The organism is Musicola keenii, assembly GCF_014855505.1.
In the GTDB taxonomy this organism is placed as follows: domain Bacteria; phylum Pseudomonadota; class Gammaproteobacteria; order Enterobacterales; family Enterobacteriaceae; genus Musicola; species Musicola paradisiaca.
Genome location: NZ_JAAWVW010000003.1, coordinates 309,847 through 330,512, shown reverse-complemented (window position 1 = coordinate 330,512; position 20,666 = coordinate 309,847). Strand labels below are relative to the sequence as shown.

The 20,666-nt window shown below is 57.3% G+C and carries 16 protein-coding genes; 10 read left to right on the top strand and 6 right to left on the bottom strand.

The window, feature by feature from the left end:
* A partial coding sequence (gene acnA, locus HEP82_RS05125) for an aconitate hydratase AcnA (RefSeq protein ID WP_192457092.1) occupies positions 1-2,037 on the top strand: 2,037 nt, incomplete at its 5' end.
* Between the two features lie 159 nt (positions 2,038-2,196).
* On the top strand, positions 2,197-3,810 hold the full coding sequence (locus tag HEP82_RS05120; protein WP_192457091.1) for an ABC transporter substrate-binding protein: 1,614 nt from the start codon (positions 2,197-2,199) through the stop codon (positions 3,808-3,810).
* Between the two features lie 41 nt (positions 3,811-3,851).
* On the opposite strand, the gene ribA is transcribed toward HEP82_RS05120, so the two are convergent.
* Positions 3,852-4,445: a GTP cyclohydrolase II gene (gene ribA / locus HEP82_RS05115; RefSeq protein WP_012765313.1), complete on the bottom strand. Its 594-nt coding sequence runs from the start codon at positions 4,443-4,445 to the stop codon at positions 3,852-3,854.
* A gap of 267 nt (positions 4,446-4,712) precedes the next feature.
* On the opposite strand from ribA, the gene pgpB reads away from it, so the two are divergent.
* From pgpB to yciH, 5 genes are all read left to right on the top strand, one after another.
* Positions 4,713-5,492 carry a phosphatidylglycerophosphatase B gene (gene pgpB / locus HEP82_RS05110; RefSeq protein WP_192457090.1) on the top strand — a complete coding sequence of 260 codons (780 nt, stop codon included), beginning with the start codon at positions 4,713-4,715 and terminating at the stop codon, positions 5,490-5,492.
* 190 nt (positions 5,493-5,682) lie between these two features.
* The gene (locus HEP82_RS05105; protein ID WP_192457089.1) at positions 5,683-5,988 is read left to right on the top strand and encodes a LapA family protein; all 306 of its coding nucleotides are present in this window, start codon (positions 5,683-5,685) and stop codon (positions 5,986-5,988) included.
* 13 nt (positions 5,989-6,001) lie between these two features.
* A complete protein-coding gene (lapB, locus tag HEP82_RS05100; protein WP_192457088.1) occupies positions 6,002-7,171 on the top strand; it encodes a lipopolysaccharide assembly protein LapB in 1,170 nt (389 codons plus the stop codon).
* 220 nt (positions 7,172-7,391) lie between these two features.
* Complete coding sequence (gene pyrF, locus HEP82_RS05095) at positions 7,392-8,123, top strand: orotidine-5'-phosphate decarboxylase (RefSeq protein ID WP_192457087.1); 732 nt, start codon at positions 7,392-7,394, stop codon at positions 8,121-8,123.
* Complete coding sequence (yciH, locus tag HEP82_RS05090; RefSeq protein WP_192457112.1) at positions 8,123-8,449, top strand: stress response translation initiation inhibitor YciH; 327 nt, start codon at positions 8,123-8,125, stop codon at positions 8,447-8,449. The genes pyrF and yciH overlap by 1 nt, the downstream gene beginning before the upstream one ends.
* 152 nt (positions 8,450-8,601) lie before the next feature.
* Here the strand turns inward: yciH and osmB are convergent, their stop codons facing one another.
* Complete coding sequence (osmB, locus tag HEP82_RS05085; RefSeq protein ID WP_012765319.1) at positions 8,602-8,817, bottom strand: osmotically-inducible lipoprotein OsmB; 216 nt, start codon at positions 8,815-8,817, stop codon at positions 8,602-8,604.
* A 338-nt stretch (positions 8,818-9,155) separates the two neighbouring features.
* Here osmB and araD point away from each other — a divergent pair, with 338 nt between their 5' ends.
* Positions 9,156-9,851, top strand: a complete 696-nt coding sequence (gene araD, locus HEP82_RS05080) for an L-ribulose-5-phosphate 4-epimerase (protein ID WP_192457086.1) — start codon at positions 9,156-9,158, stop codon at positions 9,849-9,851.
* A gap of 453 nt (positions 9,852-10,304) precedes the next feature.
* Positions 10,305-11,312, top strand: a complete 1,008-nt coding sequence (kdgT, locus tag HEP82_RS05075; RefSeq protein WP_192457085.1) for a 2-keto-3-deoxygluconate transporter — start codon at positions 10,305-10,307, stop codon at positions 11,310-11,312.
* A gap of 234 nt (positions 11,313-11,546) precedes the next feature.
* Here the strand turns inward: kdgT and HEP82_RS05070 are convergent, their stop codons facing one another.
* The 4 genes from HEP82_RS05070 to HEP82_RS05055 all read right to left on the bottom strand — a co-directional run bounded on the left by HEP82_RS05070 (position 11,547) and on the right by HEP82_RS05055 (position 19,557).
* Positions 11,547-13,619 (bottom strand): carbon starvation CstA family protein, encoded by a 2,073-nt coding sequence (locus HEP82_RS05070; RefSeq protein ID WP_192457084.1) that lies wholly within the window; start codon positions 13,617-13,619, stop codon positions 11,547-11,549.
* Positions 13,620-14,116: 497 nt separating this feature from the next.
* The gene (locus tag HEP82_RS05065; protein WP_192457083.1) at positions 14,117-15,034 is read right to left on the bottom strand and encodes an aldo/keto reductase; all 918 of its coding nucleotides are present in this window, start codon (positions 15,032-15,034) and stop codon (positions 14,117-14,119) included.
* Between the two features lie 129 nt (positions 15,035-15,163).
* On the bottom strand, positions 15,164-17,095 hold the full coding sequence (locus tag HEP82_RS05060) for an exoribonuclease II (RefSeq protein WP_192457082.1): 1,932 nt from the start codon (positions 17,093-17,095) through the stop codon (positions 15,164-15,166).
* 152 nt (positions 17,096-17,247) lie between these two features.
* Entirely contained in the window at positions 17,248-19,557 is a 2,310-nt protein-coding gene (locus tag HEP82_RS05055) for an FdhF/YdeP family oxidoreductase (protein WP_192457081.1), read from the bottom strand.
* A gap of 200 nt (positions 19,558-19,757) precedes the next feature.
* Here HEP82_RS05055 and HEP82_RS05050 point away from each other — a divergent pair, with 200 nt between their 5' ends.
* Positions 19,758-20,654, top strand: a complete 897-nt coding sequence (locus HEP82_RS05050) for a LysR family transcriptional regulator (RefSeq protein WP_192457080.1) — start codon at positions 19,758-19,760, stop codon at positions 20,652-20,654.
* The last annotated feature ends 12 nt before the right edge of the window (positions 20,655-20,666 follow it).

Here is a 20,666-nt window from a genome sequence, read left to right as displayed (position 1 = left end):
GTGCTGGGGTGGGGCGTCGGGGGGATCGAAGCGGAAGCTGCGATGCTGGGGCAGCCGGTGTCCATGCTGATCCCGGATGTGGTGGGATTTCGACTGACGGGAAAACTTGCGCCGGGTATCACGGCGACGGATTTGGTACTGACCGTCACGCAGATGTTGCGTCGGCATGGTGTGGTCGGCAAGTTCGTCGAATTCTTCGGTGATGGATTGGACACCTTGCCGCTGGCCGATCGCGCCACGTTGGCCAATATGGCACCGGAGTATGGCGCAACCTGCGGTTTCTTTCCGGTTGATGCCGTGACGCTCGATTATCTGAGGCTCACTAACCGCAGTGAAGAACAGATAGCACTGGTCGAGGCGTACAGCAAGCGACAGGGGTTGTGGCGTCAGCCGGGGGATGAGCCTTGTTTCAGTAGCCGACTGGAATTGGATATGTCAACCGTGGAAGCCAGCCTGGCTGGGCCGCGCCGCCCGCAGGATCGCGTCGCGCTGGCCGATGTACCGGCGGCATTTCGCGCCAGCCAGGAGTTGTCTACGACTACTGCGGGAACGCGCTGTATAGAGAAACCGACCTCTGGCGGTGAGCCTGCGCCGCTTGACGCGGGTGCGGTGGTGATTGCCGCCATTACATCCTGCACCAACACTTCCAATCCTCGCGTACTCATGACGGCCGGGTTGTTGGCACGTAACGCTGTCAGACGTGGATTGCGCCGCCAAACCTGGGTGAAAACGTCGTTGGCGCCGGGGTCGCGTGTTGTCACCGATTATCTGGCGCGTAGCGGTCTGCTGGAACCGCTGGCGACACTGGGGTTTCATCTGGTCGGCTACGGTTGTACGACATGTATCGGCAATGCGGGCCCTTTGTCCGACGCGATTGAAGCGGCCATCCGACAGAATGATCTGGCCGTCGCCGCGGTACTGTCCGGGAACCGTAATTTTGAAGGTCGCATCCACCCGTTGGTAAAAACCAACTGGCTGGCCTCGCCGCCGTTGGTGGTGGCCTATGCACTGGCCGGCAATATCCGCGTTGACCTGACCCGGGACGCGCTGGGCCACGACGCGCAGGGCCAGCCGGTGTATCTGCGCGATATCTGGCCTGACGAGGCGGAAGTGGCCGCGACGTTACAGTGCGTCAGCGCTGAGCAATTTCGCCATGAGTACGCTTCAGTGTTTGAGGGGAGCGAAGAATGGCGGGCGATCGCAGTCGGCGAGGAACCGACCTATCGCTGGCCAGCGAATTCCACGTATATCCGCCGACCACCATTTTTTGACGAGATGACGCATCAGCCGCCCCCGGTCAACGACATCAACGAGGCGTGTATTTTGGCGCTATTGGGGGATTCTGTTACCACCGACCATATCTCACCGGCGGGCAGCATCCGTAGTGAGAGCCCCGCGGGGCGCTACCTGCTGCAATCCGGCGTCGCCGAGCCTGACTTCAACGCCTATGGCGCGCGGCGTGGCAATCATGAGGTCATGATGCGGGGGACTTTCGCCAATGTTCGTATCCGCAATGAAATGGTGCCCGGACGGGAAGGCGGTTTCACCCGACATATTCCATCGCAGCAGGAGATGACCATTTACGATGCCGCGGTACGCTATTGCGATGCAGGTATCCCGCTGGTGGTGATCGCCGGCAAAGAGTATGGCTCCGGCTCCAGCCGCGACTGGGCTGCCAAAGGGCCGCGTTTGTTAGGAGTGAGGGCCGTGATGGCCGAGTCGTTTGAGCGTATCCATCGATCTAACCTGATCGGCATGGGGATTTTACCGTTGGCGTTTCCTGCGGGCATAAGCCGTCACACCTTGCGCCTGACCGGCGCTGAGCGCGTGTCTATCGCCGGGTTGGATACATTGCAACCGGGAGCACTAGTCACAGTGATCTTCAGGCGTGACGATGGTGAAGTGCAACACGTCGATATGCGATGTCGCATCGATACCGCGAATGAACTGGCCTACTACCAGCATGGCGGCATTTTGCAGTATGTGATCCGCAAAATGGTGGGGCAGCAGACGCAGGGTGGCAAAAGGCCGCGATAACCACAAAAGTGGCCAGGCCGCGTGAGGTTGACGTGGTTTAACATGTGTGGCGGACGACACCGATAAATGGCGTTGTCCGCTTGAGCTTGTTGATGGGGTGATGTATGAATGTGGGTAGGCAACATCATGATTCATAATAAAAAATTATATGGAGAGTAAATGAAAAATCACAAAGCATGGTGGCTAGTTCTATTCGGAGCGCTCTATGCTGGCGCTGCATCGGCCGCCGTGGTGCCGGCCGGGACTCAACTGGCGGATAAACAAGAGTTGGTTCGCGCCAACGGTTCCGACCCCGCTTCGCTGGATCCGCAGCGTGCAGAAAGCGACGTGGAAGGCAATCTGGTTCACGATTTTTTTGAAAAATTGGTGCAGGTCAACGACGATGGTTCGATCTCGCCGGGCTTGGCTGAACGCTGGGAGAATCAGGATAATCGCGTGTGGACTTTCCATCTTCGCCCTGGAATGACGTGGTCTGATGGTAGCCCGATGAGTGCCGATGATGTTGTATTCAGCTGGCGGCGTTTGGCGGATCCGAAAACGTTGTCTCCTTATCAATCTTTTGTCGCCAGTATGCATGTACTGAATGCGGCGGATGTCATCGCGGGCAAAAAATCGCCCTCGGAACTGGGTGTCAACGCGCTGGATGCGCTAACGGTACAGATTACGCTTGATCAGCCGCTCTCGTATTTTCTGCCGATGGTCGATCACTACGTGACCAGTACGATACCGAAAGCCGTGGTGGAAAAATACGGCGATAAATGGACGCAAATGGGCAACTTTGTCGGCAGCGGTCCATTTACGCCGGTGGAGTGGGTGGTGAATGAACGCATTATCGCCAAGCGTAATCCCCACTATTGGGACAATGCGCATACCGTGTTGAATCAGGTCACTTATCTGGCGATCGTCGCCAACACGGCAGAGGTGAACCGCTACAAGGCAGGAGAGGTGGATGTGACGTTCACCATGCCGCCGCAGCTGTTCAAAGCGCTGCAAAGCGAGCTGCCGAACGAAGTACGGGTATCACCGCAATTGTCGACCTACATTTATAAAATCAACACCACTAAAGCGCCGTTTAACGACTCGCGCGTCAGGCAGGCGCTCGATTTGGCGCTGGATAAAGCGATCATTGCGGAAAAAGTCTTGGGTCAGGGGCAGCTGCCTGCCTACAACTATGTGCCGCGTGGCATGGCCGGGTACACGAGTCAGCAGCCGGTATGGGCGGACTGGACACAGCAGCAGCGCAATGCACAGGCTAAAAAACTGTTGGCCGAAGCCGGGTATGACGCCGCTCATCCGCTGAAATTCCAATTGTTGTACAACACGTCCGAAGCGCATCAGAAGATAGCGATCGCCGCCAGTTCGATGTGGAAGCAGAATCTGGGAGCAGAGGTGACGCTGCTTAATCAGGAATGGAAAACCATGCTGGATACCATGCGTAACGGGAATTTCGATCTGGTGAGAAGTTCCTGGGGGGCGGATTACAATGAACCGACGACCTATTTCTATACTTTGCGCACGGGCGATAGCAACAATTCCACCCGATTCAGCAACCAAGAGTATGACGGCCTGCTGGAAAAGGCCGCGCTGGCCGGTACGCTGGATGAGCGTAATCGCTACTACCATCAGGCGGAAACCATACTGCAACAGCAAACGCCGCTGATTCCAATCTATTACTATGTGCGCAGCCAGATGGTGAAACCCTATGTCGGCGGGTTTCGATCTGATTTGAAAGGGGATTTTTACAGCAAGGATATTTACATTATCAAACACTGAGGCAAAAACGCCTGGCGGAGTCAGGCCAGGCGTTGCGCGTATTACTTGATATCCAGCAGGTGGCCCATTTTGGCCGCCTTGGTCTTCAGATATTTTTCGTTCTTCGGATTGCGGCCGACGATAAGCGGCACTCTCTCGGTGATATTGATGCCGGCTTCCGCCAATATCTCGACTTTTTTAGGGTTGTTGGTCAGCAGTCGTATGGCATCGACATTCAATAATTTGAACATGTCTGCACACAGTGTGAAGTCCCGCTCGTCGGCGGCGAATCCCAACTGATGGTTGGCTTCCACGGTATCTGCGCCCTGATCCTGCAGCGCATAGGCGCGAATCTTGTTCAACAGGCCGATATTACGGCCTTCCTGACGATGGTAAAGCAACACGCCGCGCCCTGCTTCAGCGATATGGCTCAGCGCCGCTTCCAACTGAAAGCCGCAGTCGCAGCGCAGACTAAACAGCGCATCGCCTGTCAGGCATTCTGAATGTACCCGGGCCAGTACCGGCTCTGCGCCGGAAATATCGCCATAGACCAGCGCCAAGTGATCGCGGCCGGTCGCCGTTTCCTCAAAGCCTACCATCAGGAAATCGCCCCACGGGGTGGGTAGTTTGGCTTCCGCCACCCGTTTTAGCTGCATGTTTATCTCCAAAGCAATGATGATTGATCCCTCCGCCGTGCGACGAGGAAGAATCGTTGATCAGATACTACCGGAATCCTTGAAAGCACCCTGAGCCTACAGTGCTCGGTCAGCATTGACCTGATATGAGAGTAGCTAACCCTGTTCGCGGTGTTGTTGACGGTTCTGTTGGCTAGTTTACGTCATACTGACAAAGTATGTCCCCCTTTTTGATAACATTGTGAAAAATTTGTTTTTAAATATCCATCTGAATTATAGGGAGAAAAAATGTTGTATTTTGCCCGTCGCATCGTAGTCGGCGCCTTGTTGCTATTGGTGATTCCTCTGTTGGTATGGGCAAGTGGTTGGCAATGGAAACCAGAACTATCGGGGTGGTGGCTGCGTCCGTTGTTCTGGATCACGGAAACGGTCAGCGCGCCGTGGGGATTTCTCACCGCGCTGGTTCTTTCGGCCTGGTTTCTTTGGCGCGCTGGACTTGGGCGGCGGCAGGCGCTAGCGCTGTGGTGCGTATTGATAGGCACCATCACACTGGGGCAGGTCGTGGTGGAATGCGTCAAAGTGTGGGTGCAGGAACCCCGGCCTTTCGTGGTCTGGCTGGAACGGGCCCATCAGATCGCCGTACAGGATTTTTATACGCTGCCCGGTTCAGCGCGCGGCGAGCTGGTGGCGGCCCAATTGCAGCAAGCTACATCGCTGCCAGATTGGTTAAAACTGCACTGGCAGAAGGGCAGCGGTTATGCGTTTCCCTCGGGGCACGCCATGTTTGTCGCGTCTTGGGCCTTGTTGGCGGCCGGTGTGCTCGGGGGGCGTCATCGCTACGGCACCGTGGCGTTGCTGATGCTTTGGGCTGTGGCCGTCATGATTAGCCGCTTGGTGTTGGGGATGCATTGGCCAAGGGATCTGGTGGCGTCGACAATCATCAGCGCGTTGTTATCCATGCTGGCAGGCTGGTGGCTGTTGCGTCGGGGCGATGTTGCAACGATAGGTGAACCATTGCGGCGTAACAGAACGGAGCACGGCGCCATGCCCACACGCACTGAGCGTTAAGTCTCGCCGCCCGCCGGATGTTCCTGGCGGGCGAGTTCGACACCACGTCAACCCAGCCATCCTTATCAAATACACTCTGGACATCCCTGATGGCGTTTCCTTCCCGGCGGCGGAGATGCTAATTTTGTGGGGGCTACAGCCAAAATCTGGCATAATTCATCCGTTTAAGGCGATATCACAGGGCTTGAATGTGAAATACATACTGATTTTTCTCCTGTTGCTGGCGATCTTCATCATCTCTGTCACGCTGGGCGCGCATAATGATCAGGCCATTACCTTCAATTTTCTGCTGGCCAAAGGGGAATACCGGCTATCGACGTTGCTGGCGACATTGTTTGCCGCCGGGTTCGTTCTAGGGTGGGGCGTTTGCGGCCTGTTTTATCTACGCCTGCGCATTGCGCTGGCACGCGAACAACGTAAAATCAAACGACTTGAGCAGCAACTGACTGTTCCGGGAGAGGCTGGCGCCAGCTCTGCCGAGTCGGCTACCCACTAAGGAATCACTCTGTATGTTAGAACTGCTGTTTCTGTTGCTGCCGGTTGCCGCCGCCTATGGCTGGTATATGGGGCGCAGGAGCGCACAGCAGGACAAACAGGATGAGGCCAACCGCCTGTCGCGAGAATACGTGACAGGTGTCAACTTCCTGCTTTCCAACCAACAAGATAAAGCTGTTGAGCTGTTTCTCGATATGCTCAAGGACGACAGCAATACCTTCGAAGCCCATCTAACGCTCGGCAATCTGTTTCGCTCTCGCGGCGAAGTGGATCGCGCCATCCGCATTCATCAGGCGCTGACGGAAAGTGCGTCTCTCAGTTTTGAGCAGCGGCTGTTGGCCGTGCAGCAACTGGGGCGCGATTATATGACTGCCGGGCTGTATGACCGCGCGGAAGGGATTTTCAAACAACTGGTTGATGAAGATGAGTTTCGCGTTGGTGCTCTGCAACAGTTATTGCAGATACATCAATCTACCAGTGACTGGCCGAATGCTATTGATACGGCGGAGAAGCTAGTCAAACTGGGTAAAGACCCGTTGCGCGCAGAGATTGCGCATTTTTATTGCGAGCAGGCACTGCAGGCGATGGGTAGCGATGATATGGATAAAGCGATGGGGTTGTTGAAAAAAGCCGCAGCGGCCGATGAACAATGCGCCAGGGTTTCTATCATGGTGGGGCGCATCCTGATGGCGCAACAGCAGTACGAGCGCGCAGTGGGCGTGTTGGAACAAGTGCTGGAGCAAGACAAAGAGTTTGTCAGTGAAACGCTACCGATGCTGCGCGAATGTTATCAGTATCTGCAACAACCAGAGAGTTGGATCGCTTTTTTACGCCGTTGCGTGGAAGAGAAGAGTGGTTCTACGGCGGATCTGATGATGGCGGATACTCTGGAGCAACTGGACAGCGCCGAAGCCGCACAAATGTACGTAACCCGCCAGTTGCAACGCCATCCGACCATGCGGGTATTTCATCGATTGATCGATTACCACTTGCGTGATGCGGAGGATGGGCGTGCCAAAGAGAGCCTGGCCGTGCTGCGCAACATGGTGGGCGAACAGATTCAGACCAAACCGCGTTATAGCTGTCGCAAATGCGGTTTCACTTCACAGTCGCTGTATTGGCACTGTCCTTCCTGCCGCTCCTGGGCGACGGTCAAACCTATTCATGGATTGGATGGCGAATAAGCCCTGTCGTTTTCTGTTTCATGCCTAAATAGTTACAACATACTGTTATGGGCAGCGCCAACGCAGCGGCGTGAGTGCCACATATGGCGCTCTGGGCCTGACGGACGGTATATTTTAGCCGGTGGGATGTTCCGCGCGTTGCTGGGATTTAGCCCTGTGTGCAGGTAGAATGCGCGGCGGAATTGATTCAACACACTCATGACATTGCGGGGGCCCCTCAGTGAACGGCGAACAAGCAGCTCTGAATACCATCACCTCTTCTCCGATTATCGTAGCGCTGGATTATGCGGATAGAAATGCCGCTTATGCGTTTGTTGATCGTATTGATCCCCAGGATTGCCGGTTAAAAGTCGGAAAAGAAATGTTCACGCTGTTCGGGCCGCAGTTGGTCAGGGAACTGCAGCAGCGCGGTTTTGAGGTGTTTCTGGATCTGAAATTCCACGATATTCCCAATACGACGGCGCATGCGGTCGCGGCGGCGGCAGATCTGGGGGTATGGATGGTCAATGTGCATGCCAGCGGCGGAGTACGCATGATGACAGCGGCGCGCGAAGCGTTGCAGCCGTTTGGCAGCGACGCGCCGTTGTTGATTGCGGTCACGGTGCTGACCAGCATGGACGAAGATGATCTGCGTGGTCTGGGGATTGATCTTTCTCCGGCGGCTCAGGCGGAACGGTTGGCGCTGCTGACCCGGCAGTGCGGGCTGGACGGCGTAGTTTGCTCGGCGCACGAGGCCAGACGCTTGAAGCAAGTGTGCGGCGGTGAGTTCACTTTGGTGACGCCGGGCATTCGACCGGCAGGCAGCGAGGCCGGTGATCAGCGTCGGATTATGACGCCGGAGCAGGCGCGGCAGGCTGGGGTAGATTATATGGTGATTGGTCGCCCGATTACCCAGGCGGCCGATCCGGCCGCAACCCTGAAAGCCATTCTGGCCTCCCTGGAGAACGCATGATGAACGACGATAACAGCAGGTTGGTCTATTCGACGGAAAGCGGCCGTATCCGTGAAGAGGTACCGAAAAATGTACGTTCGAAAGGGGACGGAACGGTGCGTATTCAGCGCCAAACCAGCGGGCGTAAAGGCAAAGGCGTTTGCCTGATTACGGGGCTGGATCTGGATGATGGTGCGCTGGACACGCTGGCGGCCGAGTTGAAGAAGAAATGCGGCTGCGGCGGCGCGGTGAAAGATGGCGTTATCGAAATTCAGGGCGATAAACGCGATCAATTGAAACAGCTGTTGGAAGCGAAAGGGATGAAAGTCAAGCTGGCGGGCGGTTAATCCGGTCACAGCTGATAAAAACGGAGGCATGAGCAGTGGGTTGGTTGGAACCCTGTGATTGGGGCGATGGCGGGGTTCTCTACCATGATTATCCCCAGCGTCGCCCATTTTTACAGGTTCAGCGTGGCAGACATGCTATGCCTGCCAGCATGTTACCGGCTGGTCTCATGCCCGATCACGCCCCCTACCGCTGCGCCGCCGAGGGTTCCCAGCGCGCTGCCGTGAGTCAGTACCGAGCCGCCGACGGCGCCAATACCCGCGCCGATCGCCGTATTACGCTGGCGTTTAGACATATTAGAACAACCGCTTAGGCTGGTTGCCACCACCACAGCCAGCAATGCCACTGCCATTTTCTTATTTATCCGCATTGTTTATTTCTCCTGTTACTCCAGTCCTTGCACATGTCGGGTGATATTGCTGACGGACATGGATAAAATCTTGTCATGCTGTGTATTTTTCGGGGTAATACGCATCACGCACTGTGTATTGTCTGCTGACCAGTATAATCGGCGGTAAATCTCATAACAGGTAAAAACTCTTAATCCAGTGCGCCCATTGCATCGACTGGCGGGATTTTCGTCACGATGGTGTTGCCCAGCGGTTATCGCGCGGATAGCAGAAGCGATCCTATTTTTCAGCCATTCCTCCCATACCTGAATCACGTTCTCACGGTGAGAATAAGAAAAGAGTCTGATGGGAGGTGACTATGTTAGAAGAGATTAAAAATCAAGTGCTTGAAGCCAATCTGGCTTTGCCTGAATATCATCTCGTCACGTTCACCTGGGGCAATGTCAGCGCGGTGGATCGTCAACAAGGGGTGATGGTGATCAAACCTTCCGGAGTGGAATACCGCGAAATGACGGCCAGCGATATGGTGGTGGTGGATCTGGAAAGCGGTAACGTCGTGGAAGGGCATCGCAAACCTTCGTCGGACACCGAAACACACCGTGTGTTGTACCTGGCGTTTGAAGAACTGGGCGGTATCGTACATACCCATTCACGTCATGCCACCATCTGGGCGCAGGCCGGGCGGGATCTGCCGGCTTGGGGGACGACGCATGCTGACTATTTTTACGGCCCGGTTCCCTGCACCCGGCTGATGACCGATGAGGAGATCAACGGTCGCTATGAGTGGGAAACCGGGCGGGTGATTGTTGAAACTTTCCAGCAACGCCAGCTGTCGCCGAGCGACATTCCCGCGGTGCTGGTCAACGCGCACGGCCCGTTTGCCTGGGGACGTGATGCGCACAATGCCGTGCATAACGCGGTCGTGCTTGAAGAAATCGCGTACATGGGGATCTTTTCGCAGCAATTACGGCCGTCGTTACCACCGATGCAAGCATCGCTGCTGGATAAACATTATCTGCGTAAGCATGGCAAACAGGCTTATTACGGCCAATAACGACAGGTGAATAACGCGACGCTGCCTCCCGGTCGGCGTCGTTTGGCGTTCCCCCAGGACGCAGGATTACCGGGTATTCCATGTATTTCCGCATTTTCCCATTTGTTCTCCCCCAGGGTTTTGACTGGTCGGTGCTTATCCCGATCGGTACGCCGCATAAGGTCTTTAATTAAATGAAATTAAAGATCATAAAATAAGAAACATTATTTCATTTTATGTGTGGGATCACCGATATGCGCCCGGCAACCCGCTACTTTGGCCGTCATGTCGCTCAGGTCAGCTTGTCTGGGCGGGGTCTCACCGGGAAAGTCCCGGAGAGATAAGCCGCCCCAGCGGTTGTTCCGCGGGGACGGCCCTTTAATCGGCAAGCATGACTACCAACGTGGCGATTTTTTACCGGGAGTTTTCCCGACGACAACAACCTTCCGTTTATCCGAGAGGCCAGAAAAGTCTATGCATATCAAACGTACTATCGAGAAAATGCCGGGGGGCATGATGCTGGTACCGCTGTTTCTGGGGGCGCTGTGTCATACCTTTTCCCCTGGAGCAGGCAAGTATCTTGGGTCGTTCACGAACGGTCTTATCACCGGTACGGTACCGATTTTGGCCGTGTGGTTTTTCTGTATGGGCGCATCAATCAAGTTGAGTGCGACCGGCACCGTACTACGTAAGTCGGGCACACTGGTCGTGACCAAGATTGCGGTTGCCTGGGTGGTTGCCGCAGTGGCGTCCCGTCTTTTGCCGGAACAGGGGGTGGAGGCCGGTTTTTTCGCCGGGTTATCGACGCTGGCGCTGGTGGCGGCGATGGACATGACCAACGGCGGTCTGTATGCCTCGGTTATGCAGCAGTACGGTACCAAAGAGGAAGCCGGTGCGTTTGTGCTGATGTCGCTGGAGTCCGGCCCATTAATGACGATGGTGATCCTGGGCACCGCAGGGATTGCCTCATTTGAACCACATGTGTTTGTCGGGGCGGTATTGCCGTTTCTGATCGGGTTTGCGCTCGGCAACCTCGACCCTGAATTGAGGGAGTTTTTTAGCCGTGCCGTTCAGACGCTGATCCCCTTTTTCGCCTTTGCGTTGGGCAATACCATCGACCTGAGCGTCATCGCGCAGACCGGGCTGCTGGGGATCCTGTTGGGCGTAGCGGTCATTGCCGTTACCGGGGTGCCGTTAATCCTGGCGGATCGGCTTATCGGCGGCGGCGACGGTACTGCCGGGATTGCTGCATCCAGTTCGGCGGGAGCCTCGGTGGCGACACCGGTGCTGATCGCGGAGATGGTGCCGGCCTTCAAACCGGTGGCCCCGGCCGCGACGGCACTGGTTGCGACATCGGTGATTGTTACGTCGCTGTTGGTGCCGGTGATCACGGCGCTGTGGTCGAAGCGGATAAAAAACCGGGGGGCAGGGAACGTTACACGTCCCGACGAGCAGGAAAGCCCGGTACACGGGCATCGTTGAGATAGAGAAAAGGCGCCTTATCGGCGCCTGCGGCTTTATGGCTGACTGAAAATCGCGCCTTGTGGTGAAGTCACCATCGCTCTTAACGCTACCTTCTGAGTGTTAGCGTTAGATTGCGTTGCACGACCAGAAACGTCCGGTGAGGGTTCCTGGTACCCAGAACGACATTAACGCCGCCTTTGATCAAGGCGGCTTTTTACGCACAGCGTCCCCTCGGGGGTATGCCGGAATGATTTACTGCCCATGATGCACACCGCCTTCACGCCAGATGGCGTCGGCTTCATGCGCTGTCGGTTTAGCGCTTTGCAACGCCCGACGAATGACAAAAAAGGCGGCAATCAGCATGGTGACGGCGACCAGCATGAAGAATCCGCACAGTATGGCGTTGATCTGGTTGCTGAATACGATGGTTTCCATATCCGCCATATTTTTGGCCGGCGCAATCAGCGTACCGGAATCAATACCTTGAGAGAAACGGCGCGCTTGCGCCAGAAAACCGATGCTCGGCTTCTCATGGAAAATCTTTTGCCAGCCGGCCGTCATGGAGGTGATGAACAACCAGGCGGTGGGTAACAACGTCACCCAGGCGTAGCGCTGTTTTTTCATCTTGAACAACACCACGGTGCCGAGAATCAGCGCCATTGACGCCAGCATCTGGTTGCCGATGCCAAACAGCGGCCACAGCGTGTTGATGCCGCCGAGCGGGTCGATCACACCCTGATAGACAAAGAAACCCCAACCGGCCACCGCCACCGTGGTGCCGGCCAGATTCCCCAGCCAGGAATGACTGTGGCCCATATTGGGCACCACCAGGCCTGCCAGGTCTTGCACCATAAATCGGCAAGCGCGAGTGCCGGCGTCGACCGCGGTGAGAATAAACAGCGCTTCGAACAGAATGGCGAAGTGATACCAGAACGCCATCATCGCCCGGCTATTGAAGATATCGGTGATGATGTGCGCCATGCCGACAGCAAAGGTGGGAGCGCCGCCGGCGCGGGACAAAATGGTCGCCTCACCCACCTCTTTGGCGATCAGGGTCAGATCGTCGGGGGTAATGGTAAAGCCCCAGCCGTTAATCACCTGCGCCGCGTTGTCCACCGTTGAACCGATTAACGCCGTCGGCGCGTTCATGGCGAAATAGACGCCGGGCTCGATCACCGACGCGCAAATCAGCGCCATAATGGCGACAAAAGATTCCATCAGCATGGCGCCGTACCCGATGAAACGGATATGGCTTTCACGCTCCACCAGTTTGGGCGTAGTGCCGCTAGAGACCAGCGCATGGAAGCCGGAAATGGCACCGCAGGCGATGGTGATAAACAGAAATGGGAACAGGCTGCCGGAGAAGACTGGGCCGCTGCCGTCAATAAACCGCGAAACGGACGGCATCTTCAATTCCGGCATGGCGAACACGATGCCGATCGCCAGCCCGACGATCACGCCGATCTTCAGAAAGGTCGAGAGATAATCGCGCGGTGCCAGCAGCAGCCAGACCGGCAGCACTGAAGCGACAAAACCGTAGATGACCAGTACCCAGGTCAGCGTGGTGCCTTTCAGGGTAAAGAACGGGCCCCAGAACGGATGCGCGGCGATATCCTCGCCGTAAATGATAGCCAGCATCATCAGCACGAAGCCGATCAGCGAAACCTCGGCGATCTTGCCTGGGCGCAGGAGGCGCATATAAACGCCCATGAACAGGGCGATAGGAATGGTGGCGGCGATCGTGAACATCCCCCACGGGCTGTTGGTCAGCGCTTTGACCACGACCAACGCCAGCGCGGAGAGAATAATCACCATAACCCCCAGCGCGCCGAGCATAGTGACTACGCCGGCGAACGGCCCCAGTTCCTGCCGCGCCATTTCTCCCAGCGAGCGGCCATCGCGCCGGGTGGAGATGAACAGCACCAGAAAATCCTGCACTGCGCCGGCCAGCATCACCCCAATCAAGATCCATAGCGTGCCGGGCAGAAACCCCATCTGGGCCGCCAGAATCGGGCCGACCAGCGGCCCGGCGCCGGCGATAGCGGCGAAGTGGTGGCCGAACAGTACCCACTTGTTGGTGGGAACGTAATCGAGGCCATCGTTGCGTCGCTCTGCGGGCGTCAGGCGCCTGTCGTCGAGCTCGAAAATACGGGTGGCGATGAACAGGCTGTAGAAACGGTAGGCGATGCTGTAGCAGGCGACCGCCGCGATAACCAGCCAGACGGCATTGACGTGCTCTCCCTGGCTCAGCGCCAGCATGGCGAACGCTATCGCGCCGGCGATAGCCACCCCGACCCAGATTACCCGGTTTTTGATGGTATTCATTGTGCAGACTCCTGAATGTCCTGATGTACCCCGTGTCCAGGCTGTGTCGTCACACTAACGGGCTAACGTCCCTGCCGGCCGTGGGCGGTATGAGCATCGCCATACCGGCACAGGCATGCCGGTGCGACCCACAGTCTGATTGCGTTCGCCGCTGTATCCGGCCGAACGTGCTTCTGGTTACTTATGTCGACATTATGCGTGCTAAAACGGCATGAACTGGCAATCCTGCTTTAAAGAACGGTGCTTTAAAAAACCTACCTTAGAAAACCTACCTTAGAAAACCTACCTTAGAAAACATAGTGCAGCTGCATGAGGTGATAACCGGAAGGCAACAAAAATGTGAGCAGGAATCTATTTCTGAGGTGAAAAATATTTCATCAATCAAAACAGCGGAGTTTTAAACGCCCCGTCATGATGCGCACCGCCAGCCGACCAGCAGCAGAACAACGCACCATGATGAAACCGCCACGGGGTTCGCACCGTGGCGTGATAGCGTATCAGGGCAGCGTGTTACCTGCCGCCCGGTAGATTTCATACCACTCTTCGCGCTCAAGGTACAGTTCGGAGGCGGCGGCCATCATAGCGATCCGCCCAGGATTCATACTGCCGACCACCACCTGCATGTTGGCCGGATGACGCAAGATCCAGGCAACGGCGATGGCAGCAGTCGACACGTCGTAGCGCTCGGCAATGCGTTCTAGCGTGGCGTTCAACAGAGGAAAGCGTGGGTTATCCAGGAATACGCCGTCAAAAAAGCCGTACTGGAACGGCGACCAGGCCTGAATGGTCATGTTATTCAGCCGGCTGTATTCCAGCACGGCGCCATCATGATCTATCGACGCGGCGTTGGTCATATTGACGTTCAGTCCGGCGTCGATCATCGGCGTATGCATGATACTGAGCTGCAGTTGGTTGGCGATCAATGGCTGGCGCACCGCCGTTTTCAGCAGCGCGATCTGCAAAGGGTGCTGATTGCTGACGCCGAAATGGCGTACCTTGCCGCTGGTTTCCAGTTCATCAAACGCTTGCGCCACCTCATCCGGCTCGAGCAGCGTATCCGGGCGATGCAGCAGCAGCGTATCCAGATAATCGGTATTGAGCCGTTTCAGGCTGCCTTCCACTGAACGGATGATGTGCTGCCTGGAGAAATCGAAATATCCCTGGCGAATCCCGCATTTACTCTGAATCAGCAGCCGGTCGCGCGGAATGCCGGCCAGGTGTACGGCCGCGGCGAAAACTTCTTCGGAGCGACCCGCGCCATAAATATCGGCGTGATCAAAGAAATCGATGCCGGCATCCAGCGCGGTGTGCAACAGGGTGACGGCTTCATCCGTCGATTTGTTGGCCAGGCGCATGCAGCCCAGTGCAATGTTTGATGCAGCCAGAGTGCTGTTACCCAGGGGGATTTTCTTCATGAGGTGCTCTCCTGACGCGGTTGGCGCGTGAATGATGGGGGTCGACAGCGCGACGACATCCCGGTCGCAAAGCAGGATAAAAAAAACGCCACCAGAAATCTGATGGCGTTGGCAAGAATCGGAAAAGAATTAGGCCGCCGGTTTGGCGATGATACTGCGGGTTTCGATACGTACTTCAGTCAGTACCACTTGCAGCGTATCGCTCTGGCGATAGACGGGCTCGCCTTTCACCGTCACGATGCCGGTATCTTGGCTGCACACCAGCTCATCCCGTACCGCGTGGATAAAGGAGGCGGGAATGAACGCCACTGCACCGTTCTCCAGCAAACGCACGCGCAGACCGCCGCGGTTGACGTCGATGATTTCTGCGGTAAAGCGGGCATCGGTGCCGGCTTTGTCCTTCAGGAAACGGGCGTACAACCAGTCCCCGACATCGCGTTCCGCCATGCGGTTCAGGCGGCGACGTTCGGCCAATGGTACGGTGATGTCATCCTGCGGTTTTTCAGCCCCGGCGCCGGTGATGATGGCTTTCAGCAACCGGTGGTTGATCATGTCGCCATATTTACGGATCGGCGAGGTCCAGGTGGCGTAGGCCTCCAGCCCCAGCCCGAAATGCGGCCCCGGTGTGGTGCTCACTTCCGCAAATGTCTGGAAGCGACGAATTCGGCTGTCAAGGAACTGGGTCGGCATGGCGTCCAGCTCACGGCGTAGGGTGCAGAAACCGTCCAGCGTCAACAACTGCTCGGCGGTGGCTTGAACGCCGTTGCTTTCCAGCACGGCGACCGCCTGGTCGATGGTGGCCGGCTCGAAACCGTTATGAACGTTATAAATGCCGAAACCGAGGTGGTCGCGCAGCACCTGCGCCGCACACAGGTTGGCGGCGATCATCGCCTCTTCCACGATGCGGTTGGCGATGCGGCGCTGTTCCACCACGATATCCAGCACTTCGCCACGTTCGCCCAGCAGGAAACGGTAATCGGGACGATCGCGGAACACCAGCGCGTGTTTGGCGCGCCATTCGCCGCGGGCCAGACAGATGCGGTGCAGCAGACGGATCTGGTTGGCGATGGCATCGTTTTCCGGCTGCCAGTCGCCCTGTTGCTCCAGCCAGTTGGACACCTCGTCGTACACCAGCTTGGCGCGGGACTGAATCCAGGCGGCGAAGAAACGGACATCGCTCATGGCGCCGTCGGCGGCGATCGTGACACGGCAGGCTAATACTGGACGGCGTTCGTTCGGGCGCAGTGAACAGATGTCATCGGACAGATGGCGCGGCAACATCGGAATATTGAAGCCGGGCAGGTAGTTGGTGAAGGCGCGTTGGCGGGCGATATTATCCAGCTCGCTGCCGATCGGCACGTAGGCGGTCGGATCGGCGATGGCCACAATCAGCTGCCATGTGCCGTCGCCGTTGTCCTGCACGTACAGCGCATCGTCCATGTCTTCGGTACTGGCGCTGTCGATGGTGACAAAATCCAGCCCGGTCAGATCTTCTCGCACCAGATCGCCGTCGTTCAGATCGGCGGCATCGGCTTGCGGCGCGGTGCGCTCCAGATTGTGACGTGACAGTGTCACCCACCACGGCGCCAGCGGATCGTCGCCGGTGGTGATGTACTGCGTCAATTCAGCATAAAAGCCGCGATCCCCTTTCAGCGGATGACGGCGCATCTCGGCGACGGCCCAATCCCCCTCCTTGAAGTCCTGTTCTAGCTCGCGGGCTGGACGGCAGGGAATAGCCTCTTTCAGCAGCGGATGATCGGGGATGATGGACAGGCGGTCGTCTTTTTTCTGCACCCGGCCGACAAAACGGCTTAGGAAAGGCTCGACCAGTGATTCCGGTTCGGCGATTTCACGTTCTTTTTCCGTGTGGAGCGTGGCGATAATCCGGTCGCCGTGCATGACTTTCTTCATGTGCGGCGGCGGGATGAAATAGCTCTTTTGCGCATCGGCTTCAAGAAAACCAAACCCTTTGTCGGTGGCCTTGACGGTGCCTTCTACTCGTGGCGTTTGAGAGTGGAGTTGCTGTTTTAGCTGAGCAAGCAGCGGATTGTCTTGAAACATAGCATCCAGAATGGGGTTGTTAGTGGCTTTAGCGGCAGACATTTTTACGCGATTCGGATGCCTGCGGCAAGCGCTGATAGGAAGACGTAATCAAGATCCAGGCCGGCAAGGGCATATGGCATACCACCCGCGCCCCGAAGGGCGCGGATCGGTCAGGCGATACGCAACTGATCCGCTTGTGCTGCGCTGGGCGTGATACGCACTGGAATGGACTTTGACGTCGGCGTGAAGGTGTCGTCGCCGTAACTGGAGAGCGGAACCAGCGGGTTGGTTTCCGGGTAGTAAGCCGCCAGATTGCCGCGTGGGATCGCGTAACCGACCAGCCGGAATCCGCTGACTTGACGGAAAACGCCGTCGTGCCACAGGGTTTCGATATCCACTCGATCGCCATCCTGTAGGCCGAGGCCGGCGATATCGTCCGGGTGCATAAACAGTACGTCGCGCTGGCCGTAGACGCCGCGGTAGCGGTCATCGAGCCCGTAAATCGTAGTGTTGTACTGATCGTGCGAGCGTAGCGTCTGCAACGTAAAGGGCGCCGGGGTATCCCCGTGCGGCACGACGCTAACCGGCAAGGCTGCTGCACCGAAACGCGCTTTGCCGGTGGCGGTATTGAATCGGTACTCCGCCGCCGCATTACCGAGCCAGAAACCGCCTGGAGCGGTAATGCGTTGATTGAAATCGGCAAAGCCCGGCAGCGTGGCGGCGATATCATCGCGGATCAGGGTGTAGTCGGCCGCTCGCGCCTGCCAATCGACCAGGTCGCTGCCCAACACCGCGTGCGCGATGCCGGCGACGATCGCCGTTTCCGAGCGCTGTTCCGGCGACAACGGCTGACCGACGCCCTCGGAGGCATGTACCATGCTGAATGAGTCTTCGACGGTGATGAATTGTGACCCGGCGGCCTGCTCATCTCGGTCGGTACGGCCCAGCGTCGGCAGGATCAGCGCATCCTTACGCCCGGTAATCAGGTGGCTGCGGTTGAGTTTGGTACTGATATGTACGGTCAGATCGCAGCGACTCAGGGCTTCGGCGGTACGCTCCGTATCCGGCGCGGCGGCGGCCAGATTGCCGCCCAGCGTAATCAGAACACTGACTTCATCCCGCAGCATGGCTTCCAGCGCCTGCACCGTGTTGTGACCGTGACGGCGCGGCGGCGTGAAACCGAAATGAGCCGCCAGACGATCGAGCAAGGCATCGGATGGTTTTTCGTCAATCCCCATGGTGCGGTTGCCCTGAACGTTGCTGTGGCCGCGCACCGGGCAAAGCCCGGCCCCCGGTTTACCCAACTGGCCGAACAGCAGTTGCAGATTGACGATTTCTCTCACTGTGGCGACCGAGTGCTTATGCTGAGTGACGCCCATCGCCCAGGTACAGATCACCCGTTGGGCGCGTTGGTATATTCCCGCCACATGGCGCAGTTGCTCCTCGCTGATACCGGACTGTCGTTCGATGTGCGCCCAGTCGGTGGCGTCCACCACCGCCAGATAAGTGGTTATGCCGTCGGTATGCGCGTCGATGAACGGCTGGTCGAACAGGCCGGGTTGGCCTGTATTCAGGCGCTGGCGGTGGGTTTCCAGCAACGCTTTGACGATACCGCGTACCGCCGCCATATCGCCGCCGAGATTGGGCTGCAGGTAGGTTGCGCTGATGGCGCCGGAGCGCGGCGTCAAGAGTTCCAGCGGATTCTGCGGATTAGCGAAACGCTCCAGCCCGCGCTCGCGCAGGGTGTTGAATGCCACGATATGCGCGCCGCGATCGGCGGCGTGACGCAGGCTATGCAGCATGCGCGGATGGTTGGTGCCGGGGTTTTGGCCGAAGACGAAAATGGCGTCGGCCTGTTCGAAATCCTGTAGCCGTACCGTGCCTTTACCCACGCCGATGCTTTGTTTCAGGCCGGTGCCGCTGGCTTCGTGGCACATATTGGAACAATCGGGAAAGTTGTTGGTGCCGAGTATCCGCCCGAACAGTTGATACAGGAAGGATGCTTCATTGCTGGCGCGACCGGAGGTGTACAGCTCCAGCCGATCCGGGTGCTCCATGGCGTGAATATGGCGAGCGATTACGGCAAAGGCGTCATCCCAACTGATCGGCAGATAGCGATCGCTGACGGCGTCGTAACGCAGCGGATGGGTCAGCCGCCCTTGATACTCCAGAAAATAGTCGCTCTGGCGACGCAGGGCGCTCAGGGTATGCGCGGCGAAAAAATCCGGCCCGGCGGCTTTGCGCGTCGCTTCCCAACTTACGGCTTTGGCGCCGTTTTCACAGAAGCTGAAGGTGCTGTGGTTGTCGTCGCCCCAGGCGCATCCAGGGCAGTCGAAACCCCGGCTTTTATTGACCCGCAGCAAATTACGGATATTTTTCAGCGCTTGCTTGCTGTCGAGCACAAAACGGGTGGTGGCTTCCAATGAGCCCCAACCGCCTGCTGCGCTGCGGTATGGCTTGATGGCGGATTTGAATTTCATGGTCTGTTTCGCAGGTGATTTATGTTCAATAGATGTAAAAAAAACTTTAAATATTTGCATGCTAAGCAAAGTCTAGAAGTCCACTGGCGCAACGTCTAATCAAAGTGGGTAATGACGGAATAGAGCGGGCTTATCGTGAAAGCGTTACACTGCCCGCCATCGTGCGGTGGAGCGTTCAAACATCATGGATATCAAACATCATGGATATCAAACAATTGCAGTACCTGTGCAATCTGGAAAAAGAGCGTCATTTCGGCCGGGCGGCGGAGGCCAGCTTCGTCAGCCAGCCCACGTTGTCGATGCGATTAAAAAATCTGGAGCATGAGCTGGGGCTGGCATTGATCCGGCGTGGCAACAATTTTGAAGGGTTTACGGCCGAAGGCGAACGAGTGCTGGCGTGGGCGCGGGAGATGATGTCGGTTTACCAGGGGTTGAAGCTGGAAGTGGCGTCATTACAGCGCGGTACCAGCGGCTTGCTGCGGGTTGGCGTGGTGCCGCAGAGTAGCCTGGCGTTGCCGGAACTGCTGAAGGCGGTGAGCGACGAATACCCGCAGATGGACTATCAGGTATCGCTGTTCAGCGCCGATCAACTATTGGACGCGCTGAATACACACAGTGTGGATGTCGGTATTGGTTTCTTTGAGCTGACAACGTTGCAAGAGCTACGCTTTCAGTCGACGCCGCTGACCGGCGGCGGAGTGTCGCTGTTGTATCACCCGCAACATTTCCCGGCGCTGGCGGGCGAAGGCGCCGTGACGCTGCCGGAACTTGCCGGGGTTCCGCTGTGCCTGGCCGAGTCGAGCCGTTATTTTCGCCGCTATCTGGATAGCCAGTTTCGGCGTGCTGGCGTGGCGCCCCGGGTACGGGTGGAGAGCGCGTCGGTATTGCAACTGTTGCAGAGCGTATTTGCCGGACTGGGGTGCGGGATTGTGCCGGACGGCAGTCTGATACCCGGTATGACGCCGGGGTTGTTGCAGCGGCCGTTAACGTTGCCGGCGATGTCGCGACAGGGGGCGGTGGCGATCGCGCAACATGGACGCGCCACTATGCTGGCGGAGCGTTTTTTTGAGGTTGCCAGACATTGGCTTAAGGGATGAGACGCAGGAGAT

What these genes read in the sequence shown, in the direction of transcription:
- ribA (WP_012765313.1), bottom strand. Translation starts at nt 4,445, where the DNA reads ATGCAGCTAAAACGGGTGGCGGAAGCCAAACTACCCACCCCGTGGGGC.
- kdgT (WP_192457085.1), top strand. Translation starts at nt 10,305, where the DNA reads ATGCATATCAAACGTACTATCGAGAAAATGCCGGGGGGCATGATGCTG.
- osmB (WP_012765319.1), bottom strand. Translation starts at nt 8,817, where the DNA reads ATGCGGATAAATAAGAAAATGGCAGTGGCATTGCTGGCTGTGGTGGTG.
- HEP82_RS05065 (WP_192457083.1), bottom strand. Translation starts at nt 15,034, where the DNA reads ATGAAGAAAATCCCCCTGGGTAACAGCACTCTGGCTGCATCAAACATT.
- HEP82_RS05060 (WP_192457082.1), bottom strand. Translation starts at nt 17,095, where the DNA reads ATGTTTCAAGACAATCCGCTGCTTGCTCAGCTAAAACAGCAACTCCAC.
- HEP82_RS05070 (WP_192457084.1), bottom strand. Translation starts at nt 13,619, where the DNA reads ATGAATACCATCAAAAACCGGGTAATCTGGGTCGGGGTGGCTATCGCC.
- HEP82_RS05120 (WP_192457091.1), top strand. Translation starts at nt 2,197, where the DNA reads ATGAAAAATCACAAAGCATGGTGGCTAGTTCTATTCGGAGCGCTCTAT.
- lapB (WP_192457088.1), top strand. Translation starts at nt 6,002, where the DNA reads ATGTTAGAACTGCTGTTTCTGTTGCTGCCGGTTGCCGCCGCCTATGGC.
- HEP82_RS05050 (WP_192457080.1), top strand. Translation starts at nt 19,758, where the DNA reads ATGGATATCAAACAATTGCAGTACCTGTGCAATCTGGAAAAAGAGCGT.
- yciH (WP_192457112.1), top strand. Translation starts at nt 8,123, where the DNA reads ATGAACGACGATAACAGCAGGTTGGTCTATTCGACGGAAAGCGGCCGT.
- araD (WP_192457086.1), top strand. Translation starts at nt 9,156, where the DNA reads ATGTTAGAAGAGATTAAAAATCAAGTGCTTGAAGCCAATCTGGCTTTG.
- HEP82_RS05055 (WP_192457081.1), bottom strand. Translation starts at nt 19,557, where the DNA reads ATGAAATTCAAATCCGCCATCAAGCCATACCGCAGCGCAGCAGGCGGT.
- pgpB (WP_192457090.1), top strand. Translation starts at nt 4,713, where the DNA reads ATGTTGTATTTTGCCCGTCGCATCGTAGTCGGCGCCTTGTTGCTATTG.